The sequence below is a fragment of the Microbacterium sp. NPDC055455 genome (assembly GCF_053619935.1).
Window position 1 is genome coordinate 132,786 of the sequence record NZ_JBSHLB010000003.1, and the last position, 13,677, is coordinate 146,462.

Consider the following 13,677-nt stretch of genomic DNA (forward strand, 5'->3'; position numbering starts at 1 on the left):
CCTGACCGCTGACGGCCGACGCCCCACAGGCACTCTGCGGCTGGGCTTAGCACCGGCGTAACACGGTCGAGACGTGGGCAGGGTTGACTGGTGCCACGGGGATGGAATCCGGTGCCGACGGCGGCACGCCCGCGGAAGGAGTGCACGATGAGGATCCGGCCGCTGCGATCATCGCCCGACGTCCCGCTCACCGAGGTGGCCGACCCGCCCGAGACGATGCGGGCCATGGTCGTCGACGCGCCGGGGACGCCGGACGCGCTGCGCGCGGCATCCGTCCCCGTCCCCTCCCCCGTGCTCAGCGAGGTGCTCGTGCGGGTGGTGGCCGCGGGCGTGAACCCGATCGACGCCAAGACGCGGTCGGGCGCGGGGGTGTCCGCCTCCATCGGCGGGTATCCCGCCATCCCCGGGTTCGACTTCAGCGGGATCGTGGTGAAGAGCCCGTACGAGTCCCACCCGTTCCCGCCGGGAACCGAGGTGTTCGGCATGGCGGCGTTCCCGCGCACCGGCGGGACGTACGCGGACTACGTCGTCGCGCCGACGCTGTCGGTCGCCCGCAAGCCCGCCACGCTGTCGCACGTCGAGGCGGCGGGCGTGCCGTTGGCGGCCCTGACGGCCTGGGGGCTCGTGGTCGAGACCGCTCACGCGCACGAAGGTCAGCGCATGCTGATCCACGCCGGCAGCGGCGGCGTCGGTCACTTCGCGGTGCAGTTCGCCGCGTACTTCGGCGCGCACGTGACCGTGACGGCCTCCGCGCGCAACTCCTCGTGGCTGCGCGAGCTCGGCGCAGCGGTCGTCATCGACTACACGACCACGCGCTTCGAGGAGGTGGTCCCCGAGGTGGATGTCGTGATCGACCTCGTCGGAAACGTCTCCGCCGACACCGGCTCCCGCTCCCTCGAGGTGCTGCGCACGGGCGGGCTGTATGTTCTGGTGCCCACCGGCTCGTGGCCGGGGTACGCGGCGGCCGCGGCCGGGGCCGGCGTGCGCGCGACGTCGTACAAGGTCATCCCCGACGGCGGAGCGCTGGCGACGATCGCCCGCCTGCTGGACTCGGGCGCGGTCCAGGTCTACGTCGAGCAGGTCTTCGAGCTCGAGGAGGCGCCCGGCGCGCACCGTGCGATCGAGGCCGGTCACACGCGCGGCAAGGTCGTGCTCCGCGTCAGCGACGGCTGACCTGCAGTGTCACCGCACGGGCGCGAGCACGCGCCTGCCCTCGGCGACGACCTCGTCGGCGATGGCGTCCAGGAGCGGCGAGCGGAGGTTCCACTGCTGCCAGTGCAGCACCACGTCCACCGGGCGGCCGCCGAGCAGGACGAGCTCGCCGCGCTCGATCGCGTCGTGCGACTGGAACCGCGGCAGCATCGCCCAGCCCAGTCCGAGCCGCACGGCGGTCGCGAAGTCGTTCGAGGCCGGGACGTAGTGGCGCGGCGGCCGCGCCGGATCGACGCCCTGTGCCGAGAGCCACTCGTTCTGGAGGTCGTCGCGGCGGTCGAAGTCGACCACGGGTGCGGCGGTGAGGGCGGCGAGCGGCTCCCCGGCGAGCCAGCGCGCCGCGAAGCCCGGCGTGGCGACGGCCTCGTACCGCATGGCGCCGAGCACCGACGAGCGGCATCCGGGCACCGGCGCCGCCCGTGAGGTGACGGCGCCCATCACGGTTCCCGACTCCAGCAGCCCGGCCGTGAAGTCCTGGTCGTCGCGATGCAGGTCGAAGACGACCGGATGCCGTTGCGCGAGCCGGGCGAGCGGCTCGAGGAACCACGTCGCCAGGGAGTCGGCGTTGACGGCCAGCGGCACGCTCGCCAGCGCGGCGTCAGCGGGGTCCGCACCGAGCTCGGCGAGCGCGTCGTGCTCGAGCAGCGCCGTCTGGCGCGCCAGCCGGATGACCGACGCTCCGGCCTCGGTCGCGCGGGCGGGCTTCGAGCGCACCAGCAGGAGACGCCCCAGCTGCTCCTCCAGCGCCTTGATGCGCTGACTGACGGCGGACGGGGTGATGTGCAGTCGCCGGGCGGCGGAGTCGAGCGTGCCCTCGTCGACGACGACGGCCAGGGTCTCTGCCAGCTCGAACGGAATGCGCATCTTCAGTGGGGCTAATGGTACTGAAGAACCATGAGCTGGACTACGGATCAGCCGGCTCGTAGCGTCGAAGCGTGCCCAGTCCCCTCATCGCCGGCCTCGGCCTCGGCTTCTCCCTCATCATCGCCATCGGCGCGCAGAACCTCTTCGTGCTGCGGCAGGGACTCCGCCGGGAGCACGTCCTGGTCGTGGCGACGATCTGCGCCGTGTCCGACGCCGCGCTCATCGCGCTCGGGGTGTCGGGCATCGGGCTCGTCCTGCAGGCCGTGCCGTGGCTGGTCGACGTCGTGAGGTGGGCAGGGGCCGCGTTCCTCGTCGTCTACGGCCTCCTCGCAGCGCGGCGCGCCTGGCGGCCGACCGGCGACGTCCTGGGCGGCCAAGACGACCCGGATGCCGCGCACGACGTCGTCGGCGGCGGCGCCGTCGAGCTGCGATCGGGGGCCGAGGCACCGGCATCCGTCGCCACCCGCGTCCGCCCCGCCTCCGCCGCAACGGCGCGGGTGCTGCCTGTCGTCTTCACGTGCCTGGCACTGACGTGGCTCAACCCGCACGTGTACCTCGACACCGTGTTCCTCCTCGGCACGGTCGCCAACACGCACGGCGATCAGCGCTGGCTCTTCGCCGCCGGCGCGATGGCGGCGAGCTTCCTCTGGTTCTTCGGCCTCGCGTTCGGCGCGCGCCTGCTCGGCCGCTGGCTGTCGACGCCCCGCGCCTGGCGCATCCTCGACGCCGTGATCGCGGTCGTCATGATCGCGCTCGGCGTCTCACTGGTGCTCCCGCACTGACGAGCCCGACCCCACCGGGCTGCGCCGCACTCGGCTCAGCGCTCGATCTGCTCCCGACGAGCGACGACCAGAGCCCGCACCACGTCGTCCGGGAGCGGGTGCTCCGGCTGGTACCGGATCGTCCCCTTGTCCAGTCCGACACCGGGATGCCCCTCGAGCGCGCCCGACACGGCCGCGACAGCGTCCGGGCTGAAGGGATAGACGCCGATGTGCTTCTTCGCCCTCATCACGGAGACGAGCGGCTTGCCGCGGTAGACCAGCGCCGGCATCCCGTAGCCGGTCCCCTGTTCGGCATCGGGCGCCTCCTCGCGGGCGATCTCATAGATGCGCTCGACAGAGGGCCGATCGGCGGGATCGAGCCCTGCGAGCAGTTCGTCCACGGTTCCCATAGAGGCATCCTGGCATCCGGCGCTCGCACGCGTCACCATCGGCAGGGCACGATGGGCTCATGAGACGGGTGCACGTGACGGTCCGCGGCGAGGTGCAGGGCGTCGGCTACCGGTACACCATGCGCATGGTCGCCCGGGAAGCGGGGGTCGCCGGGTGGGTGCGCAATCGGCGCGACGGGGCGGTCGAGGCCGAGGTCGAGGGCACTCCCGGCCAGGTCGACGAGGTGCTCGCCTGGATGGCAGAGGGGCCGCCCGGGTCGCTCGTGGAGTCGGCGACGGTGACGGATGCCACGCCCACCGGCGAACGCGGCTTCGAGGTGCGCCCGACTGGCTGACTACTCGTCGTAGGGCCGGAGGATCCGGTCGATGAACCGCCTCGTGCGCTCATGCTTCGGAGCGGTGAACAGCTGCTGCGGCGCCCCGCGCTCGACGATGACGCCCTGGTCGAAGAAGACCACCTCGTCGGCGACCTGGCGCGCGAAGGCCAGCTCATGCGTGACGATGAGCATCGTCCAGCCCTCGTCGGCCAGCTCCTTCAGGACGGTGAGCACCTCGCCGACGAGCTCGGAGTCCAGGGCGCTCGTCGGCTCGTCGAAGAGCAGCAGCGCCGGCTGAAGGGCGAGCGCCCGCACGATGCCGACCCGCTGCTGCTGGCCGCCGGAGAGCTCGAACGGGTACGCATCGCGCTTCTCGCTCAGGCCCACGCGCTCGAGCAGCGCCTCCGCGCGCGCGATCGCCTCCCCTTTCGGCACGCCGTGCGCGTACACCGGCCCTTCGATGACGTTCTGCAGCACGGTGCGGTGCGGGAAGAGGTTGTGGTGCTGGAACACCATCGCCGACCGGTCGCGCAGCGCGATGCGGTCCGCCTTCGACACCGGGGCGGCGAAGTCCACCGCGGGTCCGCCGGTGAACGCGACGGTGCCCGCCTCAGGGATCTCGAGGCCGTTGAGCGAGCGCAGCACGGTCGTCTTGCCCGAGCCGCTCGGACCGATGAGCACCACGACTTCGCCACGGCGCACCTCGAGGTCCACGCCGTCGAGCACGCGGTTGTCGCCGAAGCTCTTCGTGAGCCCCGACACCGTCAGGAGCGGGCGGTCGTCGGCGGGCGCCGGAGGGGCCAGCGCGTCGTCGTGGGAGTGGTCAGTGGGCGACATAGCGGTCGAGCCTCCGTTCGATCGCGCTCTGGCCGGTGGAGAGCACCAGGCAGATCAGCCAGTAGATGAGGGCGGCCTCCAGGTAGATCGGGAGCACCTCGAACGAGAACGCGGCGATCTGCTGCGCCTGACGGAACATCTCGGTCACCAGGATCGTGGACGCGAGGGACGTGTCCTTCACCAGCGAGATGAAGGTGTTCGACAGCGGCGGCACGGACACCCTCGCCGCCTGGGGCAGCACGATCCTGGTGAGGGTGCGGGTCTGCGAGTACCCGACGGTGTGGGCGGCCTCCCACTGTCCCTTGGGCACCGAGAGGATCGCCGCGCGGACGATCTCGGCCGCGTAGCCGCCGACGTTGAGCGAGAAGGCGATGATCGCCGCCGGCCAGGGATCGATGACGATGCCGACCGACGGCATCCCGTAGAAGATCACGAACAGCTGCACCAGCAGCGGCGTGCCGCGGATCACCGAGACGTAGAACCGTCCGATGTTCGACAGCACGGGATTGCGCGACAGTCGCAGCAGCGCGATCGCCACGGCGATCACCATGCCGATCGCGAACGAGGCGATCGCAAGCGGGATCGTGCCGGTGATCGCCGCCAGCAGCAGCGGCCAGAACGAGTCGACGAGCAGAGTCCAGATGGTCTCGTCCATGGGCGCTCCTCCTTCGCACAGAGCCGCCGCCCGCCCAGGGCAGGGCGAGCGGCGGCTCGGGATGCACTACTCGGTGACGTCGGCTCCGAAGTACTTCTCGCTGATCTCGGCGAGGACGCCCTCCTCGCGGAGCTCGGCGAGGGCGCCGTCGATGGCCTCCGCGAGCGCTTCCTTGTCCTGGGTGAGCGCGAACGCGCTGAGGCCCGGCTCATCGGTCTCCGCGGCGATCTTCAGACCCGTCGGGCCCTCGCTCTTCTCGTAGTCGAGGAACGTCAGGTTGTCGTTGATGGTGGCGTCGACGCGGCCCTGCTGGAGCAGCGCCACGGCCTGCGCCCATCCCTCCACGGCCTCGATGGTGGCACCGCTCTCCTGGGCGAGCTCGTACCAGTTGCTCGTGAGGGACTGCGCGGTGGTCTTGCCCTCGAGGTCGTCGAAGCTCGTGATCGAGTCGTCGTCCTCGGGCACGACGATGACGCCGGGCGATACCGTGTAGGGCTCGCTGAAGAGGTACTTCTCCTGGCGTTCCGGGTTGATCGAGACCTGGTTGGCGATGACGTCGAAGCGGCCTGCGTCCAGCCCCGCGAAGATCGCGTCCCACTGGGTCTCCTGGAAGGAGACCTCGAGCCCGAGCTTGTCTGCGACGGCCTCGGCGATCTCGACGTCGAAGCCGACGAGGTCGCCCGACTCGTCGTGGTAGCTGAAGGGGCGGTAGGTGCCCTCGGTCGCGACGGTCAGCGTGCCCGCGGACACGAGACCGAGGTCGTCCGCCTCCGCGGACGCTGCGGGGTCGGCGGATCCGCCGCTGCTGCAGGCGGTGAGCGCGAGGGCGGCGGCGGTGGCGACGACGAGGGCGGTGATACTGCGGCGTGACATGTAGCTGTTCCTGGTGGGGTGAGTGCGAAGGACGCGCGAAGGGGTGGACGCGCGTCCTGGGGCCTTCCAGTACAACACGGGTCGCGCCGAGGCTCTTCCCCGCGTTACGCCGCGTTGCCTCCCGCCGCCTGCGGGACGCCCGCCCTCAGCTCGGCGAACACGTCCGTCGCATCGTCGAGGACCGCCAGGCCCGCGGCCTGCCCGGCCCACAGCGAGACCAGCTCGCCCTCGCCGCGCCGCGCGGCCTCCGTCCGGAACTGCCCCGTGAGCCAGTTCTGCGCGGGGAACGGCGCGATGACGCCGGCGGTCTCGAGAGCGCGCATCGCGCGGTTCGGGATGCCACGCGCCAGCCGTCCGCTCATGGCCCGGGTGAGCACGGTGCCGGTGTCGGCGGCACCGGCGATCGCCTGCCGGTGGGCGGCGGTCGCGGCGGACTGCCGCGTGCGGAGGAACGCCGACCCGACCTGCACGCCCGAGGCGCCCAGCGCGAACGCCGCGGCGACGCCACGCCGGTCGGCGATGCCGCCTGCCGCGATGACGGGCACCCGCACCGCGTCCACCACCTGCGGCACCAGCGCGAAGGTGCCGATGAGCGACTGCTCGGCCGGGCGCAGGAAGGAGACGCGGTGGCCGCCCGCCTCCGCGCCGGTGGCGACGACCGCGTCGACGCCGGCTGCGTCCAGCGCCACGGCCTCGGCCACCGTCGTGGCCGTGCCGATGAGCCGGATGCCACGGCTGTGCGCCGCGGCGACGAGCCGGTCGGAGGGCACGCCGAAGACCACGCTGAGCACCGCGGGCGCGGCATCCAGCACCGCCGTCACCTGGGCGTCGACGTCGGGCATGAACTCGAACGGCGGCGCCGGACGGGCCAGGCCCAGCTCGTCGAAGAGCGGCGCGGCCGCCTCGATCGCGGGGCGGAGGTCGACGTCGCCGGGGGCCACCTCGTCGCCGGTGGGCAGCCACAGGTTGACGGCGAACGGTCGCGTGGTCGCAGACCGCAGCGCCGCGATCGTGTCGCTGATGCGGTCCGCCGAGTACCCGTAGAGCCCGTACGACCCGAGCCCCCCGGCGTCACTGACCGCCGCCGTGAGCTCCACCGACGACAGCCCGCCGAACGGGCCCAGCACGATGGGTGCGTCGATGCCGAACAGGTCCTGAAGGGGCGTGGGCATGACTCCGACGCTACTCCGAACGCTCGGCGCCGCGCACAGAATCGGAGGCCCCGCCCGACACGCCGGGTCGCGGCATCCGTCCCCGGCGGGGATCATCCGACGTTGCGCCCGCCCGCTCACGCCGCTCGGAGACGCCGAAGGCCCCACCCGAGCGGGTGGGGCCTTCGGACGGACAGTCGCTGCGACGGTCGAAGCGTCAGGCGAGCGCGTTGACGTCCAGCGGGATGCCGGGGCCGAACGTGGTCGACACGGCGCCCTTCTGGATGTAGCGGCCCTTCGAGCTGGACGGCTTCAGGCGCACGATCTCTTCGAGCGCGGCCTTGAGGTTCTCGTCGAGCTGCTCGGCCGAGAACGAGGCCTTGCCGACGACGAAGTGCACGTTGGCGTGCTTGTCGACGCGGAACTCGATCTTGCCGCCCTTGATCTCCTCGACGGCCTTCGCCGGGTTGGGGGTCACGGTGCCGGTCTTGGGGTTGGGCATGAGGCCGCGCGGACCCAGCACCTTGCCGAGGCGACCGACCTGGCCCATGAGCTCGGGCGTGGCGACGGCCGCGTCGAACGCGGTCCAGCCGCCGGCGACCTTCTCGATGAGCTCGGCGCCGCCGACCTCGTCGGCACCCGCGGCGATCGCGGCCTCAGCGGCCGGACCGGTCGCGAACACGATGACGCGGGCGGTCTTGCCGGTGCCGTGCGGGAGGATGACGGTGCCGCGCACCATCTGGTCCGCCTTGCGGGGGTCGACCGAGAGCTTGAGCGCGACCTCGACGGTCGAGTCGAACTTCGCCGAACCGGTCTCCTTCGCCAGGGCGACGGCCTCGGTGGGAGTGTAGAACTTGTCCGCCTCGATCTTGGCGGCAGCGGCCTGGAAGGCCTTGGACTTGGTAGCCATGGTTACTGTTCCCCTCAGTCCTCGACCGTGATGCCCATGGAGCGGGCGGTGCCGGCGATGATCTTCGAGGCGGCCTCGATGTCATTCGCGTTCAGGTCGGCCTGCTTGGTCTCGGCGATCTGACGCACCTGGTCCTTGGTGAGCTTGCCCACCTTGGTCGTGTGCGGCGTCGGCGAGCCCTTCTGCAGTCCGGCGGCCTTCTTGATGAGCTCGGCGGCCGGCGGGGTCTTCAGGATGAACGTGAAGCTGCGGTCCTCGTAGACGGTGATCTCCACGGGGATGACGTTGCCGCGCTGCGACTCGGTCGCGGCGTTGTACGCCTTGCAGAACTCCATGATGTTGACGCCATGCTGACCGAGCGCGGGGCCGATCGGCGGCGCCGGGTTGGCTGCACCGGCGTTGATCTGAAGCTTGATCAGGCCGGTCACCTTCTTCTTCGGTGCCATTCTTCTTCCTCTGTTTCGTGCGCCCGTGCGGGCACGCTTCCACGGATCAGGCGGACCCTGAATGTGGTGGGGATGGTCGCGCAGACACGCGCAACCGCTCTAGTCTACCGGATGCCGCGAGCCGCAGCATCCGCTAGCGCCCTTGGCCATCTGCGCGTGCCCCTTGGCCATCCGCGCGTGCCCCTTGGCCATCCGCGCGCGTACCGAATGACGGAGATGTGCCAGATGACGGATGCCGCGGGGGCGAGGCATCCGTCATCGTGCACATCTCTGTGGTCATGCGCATGACTGGTGAGCGTCATGCCGCGCGGTGAAGGCCCTGGGCGATGGCCCGCACGATCACGTCGTGCACCTCGGGCCACCGCGTGACCACCTGGACGTAGTCGATGCGGATCACGTGGAAACCCATCAGGGTCAGCCGCGCGTCGTGCGCGATATCGCTGCGCCGTTGCGCGCCGACGTGGTGGCCGCCGTCGATCTGGAGCACGAGCCTGTCTCCGATGAGGAAGTCGACCGGGTGACCGGCGAGCCAGACCTGCTGGCGGATCGGCAGCCGGAGGAAGCGCAGCCGCACCGGAATGAGCGTCTCGAGCCCCGAGTCGGAGTGCGACGAGCACTCGGCCAGGACATCTCGCGCAGACGAGGGCAGGGGCATCCTCTCAAAGGACCAACGCTCCACCAGCTCGAGCCGAAGCGCCGCCTCCCAGATCGTGAGCGCCTCCTCGCGCGGCAGGCACGCCGCGGCGATCACCAGCACGTTCTCGATCGGGTCGACCAGAGCGTCTGGATGCCTTGGCACGAGCGGCCGCGCCCAATGCACGTGGGTGTCCCGTTTGACCTTGCCGACGTGCCGGTGAGGAGGAGCAGCCACGTGCACGGGACGCTCCTCGAGAACCCACAGCCCGAGCCTTCGCGCCTGGGTGTGGCACGTGAGCACCACCCCGGCGCGTGCGGCCGCGACGAGGAGCGGATCGGCGCCGGGCATGGCGACCCAGCCGTTGCGCGGACGGGTCAGCGCTCGCGACGACACGGCATTCTCGATCGTGCGGCGCGAATGCCCCCGCGCCCGCAGCGAAGCGACGCGCGCAACCCCGCCCGCCGCGCGCACCTCGCCCAGAAGGTGATCCATGGCCTTCAGGGTGCGACATCCCGGGGGCCGCGCCGACAGTCACGCCCGCGACGGTGGAGAGCCGGGACCCTACCAGCCCTGGGGAGGAGGCGCCGAGTCTTGGAGCCGGAGCCCTCCCCGGCCTGGGGAGGAGGCGCCGAGTCTCGGAGGCGGAGCCCTCCTCGGCCTGGGCAGGAGGCGCCGAGTCTCGGAGCCGGGACCCTCCCCGGCCCTGGGGAGGAGGTGCCGAGTCCCGGCGACGTGGAGGGTCTCCTGCAGACGCGGAGCAGGACGCCGGAGATCTGCAGAATCACGGATGCCGCAAGCCCAGCGGATCCGGCATCCTGCGCTTCTCCGCACTCGCGCGCCGAAGCGTTCGGCACCGCCGACTGCCGCGCACGACGAAGCGCCCCGCCGATTCGGCGGGGCGCTTCGGAGAATCTCGATGAGTCAGAGCTTGGTGACCTGGTCGAACGACAGCTCGACCGGGGTCTCGCGCTCGAAGAGCGAGACGAGGACCGTGAGCTTGCCGCTCTCGGGCTTGATCTCGCTGATCGTGCCGGGCAGGCCCGCGAACGAGCCCTCCTTGATCGTGATGGTCTCGCCCACCTCGAAGTCGACCTCGGCGGGGATGACGCGGGCAGCGGCGGCAGCGCCCTTCTTGGCGGCACCGCCCTTGGCGCCGGCGACCTCCTTGACCTCGACGAGGCTCTTCAGCATGTTGAAGGCCTCCTCGAAGCGCAGCGGGGTCGGGTTGTGGGCGTTGCCCACGAAGCCGGTGACGCCGGGAGTGTGGCGGACGACCGACCAGGTGTCCTCGTTGAGCTCCATGCGCACGAGCACGTAGCCGGGGATCCGGACGCGCGTGACCATCTTGCGCTGCCCGTTCTTGATCTCGACGACGTCCTCCATCGGGACCTCGATCTGGTAGATGTCCTCCTCGACCTCGAGCGTCGACTTGCGCTGCTCGATGTTGGCCTTCACCTTGCGCTCGAAGCCGGCGTAGGAGTGGATGACGTACCACTTGCCCGGGAGGGTGCGCAGCTCGGCGCGGAACGCCTCGTACGGGTCCTCGTCCTCGTCGGACTCGTCGTCGGAATCCGTCTCGACGGCGTCGGCCGCCTCGTCGAGCTCCGGCTCGTCCTCGTCGCCGTTCACATCGGGGCCGTCGTAGGGGCTGACCTCGTCGGCGGCCTCGGCCTCCCGCTCGGCGACCTCCTCCGCGATGGAGTCGTTGATCACCTCGGCGGCAGCCTCGGTCTCGGCCGTCTCGTCCAGGTTGAGAGCGTCGTTCACGATGGCATCCGCCTCCGGGTCGTCGATGTCGATGTCGTCCAGGTCGGCGTCGTCCTCGTCGGCGTCGGCGTCGTCGACGATGTGGATGGCGAGGTGCTCTGCGGGCTCCACCGAGCGCTCCTCGGCGGCCAGGACGTTGCCCTCCTGCGCTTCGTCGTCCTCGGACGACTGCTCGGCGGCCGTCGCCCAATCGGCGTCGTCGACATATCTTTCAGTCACGTGAATTCTCTTCCGTTCCGTCCGCTTCCGGACCTGCGGCCGCCCGTGCCGTGCACCGGCGAGCCGGGGCGCTCAGGATCAGGCGCCGGGCACTCCGAAGACGTAGGCCGTGATCCACACGAACAGCACGTCCAGGCCGTAGACGATCGCCATCATCACGACGACGAACCCCAGCACCACCGCCGTGTACTTCAGCAGCTCCTGGCGCGTCGGGGTGACGACCTTGCGGAGCTCGGCGAAGACCTGACGGATGAACAGGGCGATGCGAGCGAAGACGTTCGGCTTCTTCTCGCGAGGCGCCGCCGTTCCCTCAGTGGGGACGACTTCGCCCTTCGGCTCGTCCTGAACCATCGATGCCACCTGATTACCTTCCGTGAGCCGACGCGGGTCGGCCGCACATTACATGTCAACGCAGGGTGTTGTGTTCGACCGGAGCCATGTCACCGGCGTTGCGCTGATGCGCAGGGCGGACAGGAATCGAACCTGCAACCTGCGGTTTTGGAGACCGCTGCTCTGCCAATTGAGCTACCGCCCTAGAGACCCGGAGGTCTCGTGAAGCCCGCACTCTTCCCCTCTCACCGCGGCTTGAGGATGCGTGCCCGACCGGCGGGCACACCGAAAGAATGCAGAATTCAACTGCACCATCAAGTGTACGGCATGCCCGCGGAGCCCGCGAACCGGGGCCCCTCCGCAGGTGTGTCCCGGGCATGGCGCGACAGCGTCAGTACTGCTGCACGCCGTAGCGGTCGGGCTCGGGACCGCGCTGGAACGCGCGGCCCGAGATCGACGTCGCCTCGACGCGGACGTACGTGTACTTGAGGGTGGGGATCCAGGGCCGAAGACCCAGGCCGTCGGCGCGCTCCACGTCCGCGGAGCGGTCCAGCGGATGCGCGTGACCCCGCACGATGACGCTCCACGCCTCGGCGTCGGTGTGGTCGTCCACCTCGAACAGCACCTCGTCGTTCACGGTGAGCTCGAAGAGCTTGCTGCCCTGCGCGGTGCGGAACAGCACACCCTGACCGTCGACGACGTAGTTCACCGGGAAGATGTCCAGCACGTCGCCCACTCGAGTGACGAGCCGGCCGAGCTCCTGGGTGCGCAGGCGCTCCCAGCACTGCTCGTCGGCGAGTGCGACGACGGGGTCGGTTGTCTCTGCCATGCCCTTATCCTCGCGTTTCCGAGGTCGCGGCGACACCCCCGGATGGCGGTCCCGCCGTCCGGGGGTGGCGCGGGGAGGTCGCGGCGTCAGGGGGCGACGCGGATGAGCTTCTTGTTGACGAACTCGTCCGCGGCCAGCAGCCCCATCTCACGGCCGGTGCCGGAGCGCTTCACACCGCCGAAGGGCAGCTCGGGCGAGTCGGCGAGCACGATGTTGACGTAGACCATGCCGGCGTCGATCCTGTCCGCGATGCGCTGAGCCTGCTCGGGATCGGTCGTGTAGACGTACGACCCGAGGCCGAAGCTGGTGTCGTTGGCCACCTTGACCGCCTCGTCCTCGTCCGCGACCTTGTACACGACCCCCGCCGGCCCGAACAGCTCCTCGCGATACACGTCCATCTCGGGCGTGACGTCGGTGAGCACCGTCGGCTCGTAGAACGCGCCGTCACGTGTGCCGCCGGCCACGAGCCGCGCCCCCTGCGCCACCGCCCGGTCGACCTGCTCCTGAAGGCGCTCGGCGGCCGCCAGCGACGACAGCGGACCGAGGACGGTGTCGTCGGCGAACGGGTCGCCCATCTTCGACGCGGTCATCGCCTCGGTGAACTTCTCGAGGAAGGCGTCGTAGAGGCCCTCCTGCACGATGAAGCGCTTGGGGGCGTTGCACGACTGGCCGTTGTTGTCCATGCGCGCCTCGACGGCGGCGGCGACCGTCGCGTCCAGGTCGTCGGTGGACAGCACGATGAACGGGTCGGATCCGCCGAGCTCGAGCGCGACCTTCTTCAGGTTCTGTCCGGCCAGCGCCGCCACGGCGGACCCCGCCCGCTCCGAGCCGGTCACCGAGACGCCCTGCACCCGCCGGTCGGCGATGATGGCGGCCGCCTGGTCGTTGGTGGCGTACACGTTCGTGTAGACGCCCTCGCCGAGCCCGGCATCCGCGTACATCCGCTCGATGGCCGCGGCCGACTCGGGGCACTGCGGTGCGTGCTTGAGGAGGATCGTGTTCCCCACCACCACGTTGGGCGCTGCGAAGCGGGCGACCTGGTAGTAGGGGAAGTTCCACGGCATGATGCCCAGGAGCGCCCCGAGCGGGCTGCGGCGGATGACCGCGGTGCCCTCGCCGAGGATGTCGATCGGCTGGTCGGCCGTGATCGTCTCGGCGTTGTCGGCGTAGTACTCCGTGATGTCGGCGGCGAAGTCCACCTCGCCCAGCGCGGCCGACAGCGGCTTGCCCATCTCGCGCACGATGATCGCCGCCAGCTCGTCGCGGCGCTCGCGGTGAAGCTCGGCGACCTTGCGGATGCGCGCCGCGCGTTCGGCGACGGGCACATCGCGCCACGTGCGGTACGCGGCATCCGCCTTCGCGATCGCTGCCTCCAGGGCCTCGTCGGTGATGGTGGGATAGGTGGCCAGGGTCTCTCCCGTGGCCGGGTTGACGACGGCGTAGTCGGTCATGCTTCCTC

General features: G+C 70.6%; 16 protein-coding genes and 1 tRNA gene. 3 read left to right on the forward strand and 14 right to left on the reverse strand.

What is annotated here, in order from left to right; translation table 11 throughout:
• Positions 1–147 precede the first annotated feature (147 nt).
• Positions 148–1,173, forward strand: coding sequence for an NADP-dependent oxidoreductase (locus ACWGUG_RS10355; protein WP_336394869.1), 1,026 nt, complete (start codon positions 148–150; stop codon positions 1,171–1,173).
• Positions 1,174–1,182: 9 nt separating this feature from the next.
• Here ACWGUG_RS10355 and ACWGUG_RS10360 read toward each other — a convergent pair whose 3' ends face one another.
• Entirely contained in the window at positions 1,183–2,076 is an 894-nt protein-coding gene (locus ACWGUG_RS10360; protein ID WP_452324621.1) for a LysR family transcriptional regulator ArgP, read from the reverse strand.
• A 71-nt stretch (positions 2,077–2,147) separates the two neighbouring features.
• On the opposite strand from ACWGUG_RS10360, the gene lysE reads away from it, so the two are divergent.
• On the forward strand, positions 2,148–2,858 hold the full coding sequence (lysE, locus tag ACWGUG_RS10365; RefSeq protein WP_452324622.1) for an L-lysine exporter: 711 nt from the start codon (positions 2,148–2,150) through the stop codon (positions 2,856–2,858).
• A 35-nt stretch (positions 2,859–2,893) separates the two neighbouring features.
• Here lysE and ACWGUG_RS10370 read toward each other — a convergent pair whose 3' ends face one another.
• Entirely contained in the window at positions 2,894–3,247 is a 354-nt protein-coding gene (locus ACWGUG_RS10370) for an iron chaperone (protein ID WP_336394867.1), read from the reverse strand.
• A 59-nt stretch (positions 3,248–3,306) separates the two neighbouring features.
• On the opposite strand from ACWGUG_RS10370, the gene ACWGUG_RS10375 reads away from it, so the two are divergent.
• Positions 3,307–3,582, forward strand: a complete 276-nt coding sequence (locus ACWGUG_RS10375) for an acylphosphatase (RefSeq protein WP_336394866.1) — start codon at positions 3,307–3,309, stop codon at positions 3,580–3,582.
• Here the strand turns inward: ACWGUG_RS10375 and ACWGUG_RS10380 are convergent, their stop codons facing one another.
• From ACWGUG_RS10380 to ACWGUG_RS10435, 12 genes are all read right to left on the reverse strand, one after another.
• Positions 3,583–4,401 carry an amino acid ABC transporter ATP-binding protein gene (locus ACWGUG_RS10380; RefSeq protein WP_336394865.1) on the reverse strand — a complete coding sequence of 273 codons (819 nt, stop codon included), beginning with the start codon at positions 4,399–4,401 and terminating at the stop codon, positions 3,583–3,585.
• Positions 4,388–5,056 (reverse strand): amino acid ABC transporter permease, encoded by a 669-nt coding sequence (locus ACWGUG_RS10385; protein WP_336394864.1) that lies wholly within the window; start codon positions 5,054–5,056, stop codon positions 4,388–4,390. The genes ACWGUG_RS10380 and ACWGUG_RS10385 overlap by 14 nt, the downstream gene beginning before the upstream one ends.
• A 66-nt stretch (positions 5,057–5,122) precedes the next feature.
• The gene (locus ACWGUG_RS10390; RefSeq protein ID WP_336394863.1) at positions 5,123–5,929 is read right to left on the reverse strand and encodes an amino acid ABC transporter substrate-binding protein; all 807 of its coding nucleotides are present in this window, start codon (positions 5,927–5,929) and stop codon (positions 5,123–5,125) included.
• A gap of 104 nt (positions 5,930–6,033) precedes the next feature.
• Positions 6,034–7,101, reverse strand: a complete 1,068-nt coding sequence (locus ACWGUG_RS10395; RefSeq protein WP_378883371.1) for an NAD(P)H-dependent flavin oxidoreductase — start codon at positions 7,099–7,101, stop codon at positions 6,034–6,036.
• 196 nt (positions 7,102–7,297) lie between these two features.
• Complete coding sequence (rplA, locus tag ACWGUG_RS10400) at positions 7,298–7,990, reverse strand: 50S ribosomal protein L1 (RefSeq protein WP_336394861.1); 693 nt, start codon at positions 7,988–7,990, stop codon at positions 7,298–7,300.
• Positions 7,991–8,004: 14 nt separating this feature from the next.
• Positions 8,005–8,436 (reverse strand): 50S ribosomal protein L11, encoded by a 432-nt coding sequence (gene rplK, locus ACWGUG_RS10405; protein WP_192634886.1) that lies wholly within the window; start codon positions 8,434–8,436, stop codon positions 8,005–8,007.
• 298 nt (positions 8,437–8,734) lie between these two features.
• Complete coding sequence (locus ACWGUG_RS10410) at positions 8,735–9,565, reverse strand: endonuclease domain-containing protein (protein WP_452324623.1); 831 nt, start codon at positions 9,563–9,565, stop codon at positions 8,735–8,737.
• Positions 9,566–9,994: 429 nt separating this feature from the next.
• On the reverse strand, positions 9,995–11,059 hold the full coding sequence (gene nusG / locus ACWGUG_RS10415; RefSeq protein ID WP_378883377.1) for a transcription termination/antitermination protein NusG: 1,065 nt from the start codon (positions 11,057–11,059) through the stop codon (positions 9,995–9,997).
• Between the two features lie 78 nt (positions 11,060–11,137).
• Complete coding sequence (secE, locus tag ACWGUG_RS10420) at positions 11,138–11,410, reverse strand: preprotein translocase subunit SecE (RefSeq protein WP_336395064.1); 273 nt, start codon at positions 11,408–11,410, stop codon at positions 11,138–11,140.
• 111 nt (positions 11,411–11,521) lie between these two features.
• Positions 11,522–11,594: transfer RNA gene (locus ACWGUG_RS10425), tRNA-Trp, on the reverse strand.
• A 186-nt stretch (positions 11,595–11,780) separates the two neighbouring features.
• Positions 11,781–12,218, reverse strand: coding sequence for a pyridoxamine 5'-phosphate oxidase family protein (locus tag ACWGUG_RS10430; protein WP_378883380.1), 438 nt, complete (start codon positions 12,216–12,218; stop codon positions 11,781–11,783).
• An 86-nt stretch (positions 12,219–12,304) separates the two neighbouring features.
• Positions 12,305–13,669 (reverse strand): NAD-dependent succinate-semialdehyde dehydrogenase, encoded by a 1,365-nt coding sequence (locus ACWGUG_RS10435; protein ID WP_336394857.1) that lies wholly within the window; start codon positions 13,667–13,669, stop codon positions 12,305–12,307.
• Positions 13,670–13,677: the final 8 nt, after the last annotated feature.